Below are 5,108 nucleotides of genomic sequence, written 5' to 3' on the forward strand. Positions count from 1 at the left end.
AGTAAAGACGGATTCTGCTGACGCTTATCTTTTGGGAGAGTTGTACTACAAGGAAGAGTTTGAACCCTTTAAGAAAAGAGGCGTCCAGCTACTCAATCTACGCTATCTAACTAGGCAATATGAGTCTCTTTCAAAGATGTGTGTACAGACTAAACTGCAATTCCAAGCTGTTCTAGATCAGGTTTTCCCTGCTTACAAAGGTGTCTTTGGAGCTATGTATTCAGGCATTTCGCTACGTTTTTTAAGTGAGTTTCCAACCTCATATTCGGTTTTGCAGACACCAGAGGATACACTCAAGGCTAGAATGAAAGAACTGCTTTCTTCGAAAAGAGGACGTTCAGAGGACTGGATTAACCAACGCGTTCAACGGCTGCTAGATGCGGCAAAACAAAACCCGTTTCAGCAAACCATGTACGCAAGCCACTTAATCAATTTGAAAGTCCTTATTACCCTTATTCTTCAGTACCAAGAGCATCTTATTGAATTGGAACAGAACATAGATGCTCTGGCTGAAGAAATTGAAGAGTATGAATTAATTCAGTCGATTCCCGGCATCGGACATAAAATTGCGGCAACAATCTTATCTGAAATTGGAGAAGTCGACCGATTTGATCATCCTAAAAAGCTAGTCGCCTTTGCAGGCATTGACCCGAGTGTCTTTGCTTCCGGTAAGTTTACAGCAACTCGAAACCGAATTACGAAACGTGGCTCCAGGCAGCTGCGTTACGCGCTGGTGATGGCTGTTCAGTGTGGACTTATTCGTTCTCGCAACACTCGACTCAAAGAATTTTACGAACGTAAAAGAACCGAGGGTAAACCACATAAAGTGGCATTGGTCGCATGTGCAAATAAGCTAGTTCATTGGCTCCATGCCATCTTGAAAAGTAAAAAGCTATTCCGTCTGGCTTAACAAATTCAATTGGTTTAACCTTCCAAAACACCGTTTGAATTGGAGGGTTATTTGGCTTGCCTATTTTAACTATAACATATGGTTTAGGGTCATTTTACTGGTAATCTTGACAAGCTATTAGCTGGTATAGCTCAATAGAAAAGAGAAGCTACCACAAAGGAAGCTCCTCCGCTATCGTTCCCCGTTAGCTCAATGACTTGTCTGAAATCGGAACAAAATGCTGCCAACGACACAAATTTCAAAATAGGTGGAATCCGCCTCTACCGGAAATTTTCTACACACTCATGCAGAAAGGCATCTAGCGTGCGTGGCTCTCTGCCGAGCAAGCGCTTCACAGTGTCATTTGGACTTTCTGGCACCACCGTAGACATGGTTTGAATTTCCACAACGTGGTTTGCGAGCCAAGGAGGCATATGCCCGTGCTCGATAAGATTGCGGAGTAGTACTTGGGGTTCCATGTTAATGTAGCTTATCGACCGATTAAGCAGGGCGGATAGTTGACCCGCGACCTGGGGATAACTGAAAATCTCCGAACCAGTAAGCGTATATATTTGGCCTGATACCTCGCGGTTGGTCAGAACTTCTGCGGCAACATCTGCGATATCGCGACAGTCAATGAAGTTACACGGTGAATCGCCCATGGTGCCGAAGAAAACATTTTGGGTTGTGATCGTTGGTGCAAGGCGTATTAAGTTTTGCATGAACGCATAAGGGCGCAACACGGTGTGGGTGAGACCCGATTCCCTCAGCGTTTTCTCGATTTCTTGATGCCAGCCCGCCACTGCCACTGGAGAGCTCTTCTCAAAGGCAGGACTGGATATTTTGACAATGTGTTCAATTCCAGCTTCGGCGGCAATCTGAATGATTGAAGTTTCCAATTGGGTTTGTCTTGGACTGTTGGACATGGCAAGGAATAGCTGGTTAGCTCCTGTAAACGCGCGGCGCAGCGATTCCGGGTCGGAAGCATCCGCCGATGCGACCTCGATTGTCGATCGGCCTTTTTCTCCGATCTGATCACGCAACTTCTCTGGCTCTCTGCTCAGCGCCCTGACGGGTACGCCAAGATCAACCAAACGTTCCAAAAGCGCACTGCCTATCGTACCTGTTGCTCCCATAATAACTATCATTTTTATCTTCTCCTTTTGGATGAAAAATTAGTTGTGACGGAAAGACGCCACCGCCATGTCACTATCGTGCTTGCAATAAATCCAGATAACGGGAAATCGATCCAGACACGATCGACCCAGGCCCAGTCATTGCTCGGAATCATAAATTCTAGTAAACCAGATGTCACCCATGCGGCGTATAGGCCAAACGAGGACCCGGCCAATGCGAACACCCCTACCACAACCAAGCGAGGTGCACCGATGACCCATCGTATATGGCCCACTCGGCTGCGCAACAAAAGGCCAATCATCAAGGCCATCAAGGCCGATGCACCGCCGATTGTAATCAATGCCCCTATTTGAAGACCCCTATCGGAAGTAACCAATCCCCCGATACCTGCCATAATGGCAGGAGCAGCATAGGCCATTACAACTTCACGCCATAGTACAAAAGTCTTTTTCTTGGAACCAGTAGCCTTGATGCCGTAAACATCATCTGTCTGATTCGGGTATTTCATCTTGTTCATTTAGTTGCTCCCTTCTTCTTTGAAATAGTTCAACGATTGCTTTCAGCGAGATATAATTAGCTCCCTAACTATATAAGAGTAAAAATAGGCTAGCTTCACTAGCCCATTCTACTCATTACTGATGTTTCCCTTTGGTTTCGAGCCTAGTTCGCCCGTAAGTGCTGAGATGCCTTGTGTAACTCGACCTAGCAAGTCGAGAAATACGCTGCGCTCATCGATATTGAGTAAGCCCACCATTGCTTCCAGTCGAGCGAAATGCTCCGGAGCCATTTCACGGAGCTTCTTCGCTCCTTCTTCAGTCAAAATGACTGATCTCTGACGGCCATCGTCTGAGCTTGATCGTCGAGATACTAGCCCATCTCGTTCAAGAATGTCGATAAGACCTGTCACTGTAGCACGTGTAACGCCTAGATGCTCCGCTAATTGCGAAGGCAACTCTTCTCCTTCGTTATCTTCAAGATCTGCCAATAAACGATATCGACCTGTTGATAAACCGAATCTAGAGAAATGAATCTCCGAGGCATGTCCAAGCTTGGCTCCCGCTGCCATTAGCCTAGATGCGACGAGTACAGCCTGTGCGTCTATGTCTAGGTTATAGCGATCAATCTGACGCTTGGATTGTACAAGCGAGGGAATAGCGTCAATGTCATTTATTATTTTATTATTGTTATTCATATTTATAGTATGGTCCCTAATCACTTTTGTGTCAACACATTTTTATACCACATCAATACCCCGCCTTTCTTCATATCTGGAATTGTATTCCTCCTCGGCCACTGCAAAAGGCTACAGCTGTATTATTGAGCTCAGATGAATTAGATTATGAGATCAGCCAAAAGTACCCGGTTAGGATTTAGCCAATTTATTGATATCCTTGCTTTCGAGAATAGATAGGTCATACCCTTTAGTAACGGTATGAATCATTGCAATACCAAGCTCCATTAAAGACACTGTAACGTTTGGAAATAGTCTTCTTAGAATAGGAAATAGCCACATAAATGCATAATAAGATTTATGCGTATTTTTTAATCCCTTTATTGGATTGATGTAGGCAGGGCGAAACATGTATGCTTTTTTGAAAGGCAGCTGCATGAGGTGATTTTCTGTCTTGCCCTTCACTCTTGCCCACATCCTTTTTCCTAGCTCTGTACTATCCGTCCCCATTCCGGAAACATAGCAGAACACCATATCTGGGTTCAAGCCTGCGAGCATTTCTGCCATATGCACAGTAAGATCAAACGATAATCGTGAGTATTCCTCCTCCTTCAAACCACCAGAAGATACACCCAAGCAAAAGTAGCATGCATTATAGTTGCTTAATTGAGACTTTATTGCAGATAAATCAAAAAAATCTTTATGGATGATTTCAGTTAATTTGGGATGTGAAACGCCGCATGGTTTGCGGTTAATCACTAAAACATGTTCCACATCAGGATGCTGCAGGCATACATGTAATACACCCTCGCCAACCATCCCCGTAACACCTGTAATTATCGCTCTTATTTTCAAGATGGATCCCTCCTTTTCTCAATTAATTTGTTATTAACTATTCGTCTGTCCATAGTGAAGCTTGGATTGTACAAGCGAGGGAATAGCGTTAATGTCATTTATTATTTTATTATTATTGTTCATATATAATATGGCTCCTAATTACTTTCGTGTCAACACAAATATAATGGAATTATATAGTTGTATTTGATTATGTTATCCTGCCTGTTCGTATTATGAGATCAACCAGTTCTTTCTGGTTGATCCTTTTTTCATTTGCATAGAGGATTAAGGTAACCTGGTCGAACGTACCTGCCCGTGGGACTTGATTCCGAGCGCTATAATGTTCACCCTACTTGTCATGACCATGATTGAGGCTGGTTAGGACGTAAGATCCCGAATAACAAGCGATGCTATGGAGCGACAAGAAGAAACCGTAGGGGCTGCCAGTAAATCTACATTTACAGGGAGAGATGAAATGAATCCAGTTATTGGGCTAGATATTTCTAAAGAAGAAAGTCATGGACAAGCCTTTTTAGAGCGTGGAAAACCATTTAGAGGAACATTCCATTTCAAGCACACTCCTGATGGTTTAGCGAATCTCCATCAAGTTTTAAAGGACGTAGAATCTGTATCCAAACAACGTCCTTTGCTTATTCTAGAAGCAACCGGACATTACCAAAGCCCTGTTGTTCAATTCCTAGAGGAACATCACTATGTTTACATTGTCATTAATCCGCTCATCTCAAATCGGCTTAGGAAGTCTCAACWTCGTAAAGTAAAGACGGATTCTGCTGACGCTTATCTTTTGGGAGAGTTGTACTACAAGGAAGAGTTTGAACCCTTTAAGAAAAGAGGCGTCCAGCTACTCAATCTACGCTATCTAACTAGGCAATATGAGTCTCTTTCAAAGATGTGTGTACAGACTAAACTGCAATTCCAAGCTGTTCTAGATCAGGTTTTCCCTGCTTACAAAGGTGTCTTTGGAGCTATGTATTCAGGCATTTCGCTACGTTTTTTAAGTGAGTTTCCAACCTCATATTCGGTTTTGCAGACACCAGAGGATACACTCAAGGC

6 protein-coding genes are annotated in these 5,108 nt (G+C 43.6%); 2 read left to right on the forward strand and 4 right to left on the reverse strand.

From position 1 onward, the window contains the following. The coding region (locus I6N90_RS24515; protein WP_197938558.1) for an IS110 family transposase at positions 1-910 on the forward strand (910 nt) is incomplete at its 5' end. Between the two features lie 260 nt (positions 911-1,170). On the opposite strand, the gene I6N90_RS24520 is transcribed toward I6N90_RS24515, so the two are convergent. The 4 genes from I6N90_RS24520 to I6N90_RS24535 all read right to left on the reverse strand — a co-directional run bounded on the left by I6N90_RS24520 (position 1,171) and on the right by I6N90_RS24535 (position 4,052). Further along, the gene (locus tag I6N90_RS24520) at positions 1,171-2,037 is read right to left on the reverse strand and encodes an SDR family oxidoreductase (RefSeq protein WP_197938559.1); all 867 of its coding nucleotides are present in this window, start codon (positions 2,035-2,037) and stop codon (positions 1,171-1,173) included. A gap of 2 nt (positions 2,038-2,039) precedes the next feature. Then, positions 2,040-2,543: a hypothetical protein gene (locus I6N90_RS24525; RefSeq protein ID WP_197938560.1), complete on the reverse strand. Its 504-nt coding sequence runs from the start codon at positions 2,541-2,543 to the stop codon at positions 2,040-2,042. A 108-nt stretch (positions 2,544-2,651) separates the two neighbouring features. Then, positions 2,652-3,218, reverse strand: a complete 567-nt coding sequence (locus tag I6N90_RS24530; RefSeq protein WP_197938561.1) for a MarR family winged helix-turn-helix transcriptional regulator — start codon at positions 3,216-3,218, stop codon at positions 2,652-2,654. A 171-nt stretch (positions 3,219-3,389) separates the two neighbouring features. Then, positions 3,390-4,052 carry an NAD-dependent epimerase/dehydratase family protein gene (locus tag I6N90_RS24535; protein ID WP_232243323.1) on the reverse strand — a complete coding sequence of 221 codons (663 nt, stop codon included), beginning with the start codon at positions 4,050-4,052 and terminating at the stop codon, positions 3,390-3,392. Positions 4,053-4,509: 457 nt separating this feature from the next. On the opposite strand from I6N90_RS24535, the gene I6N90_RS24540 reads away from it, so the two are divergent. Beyond that, the coding region (locus tag I6N90_RS24540; protein ID WP_197938564.1) for an IS110 family transposase at positions 4,510-5,108 on the forward strand (599 nt) is incomplete at its 3' end.

It is taken from the genome of Paenibacillus sp. GSMTC-2017, assembly GCF_016019935.1.
Taxonomy (GTDB): Bacteria; Bacillota; Bacilli; order Paenibacillales; family Paenibacillaceae; genus Pristimantibacillus.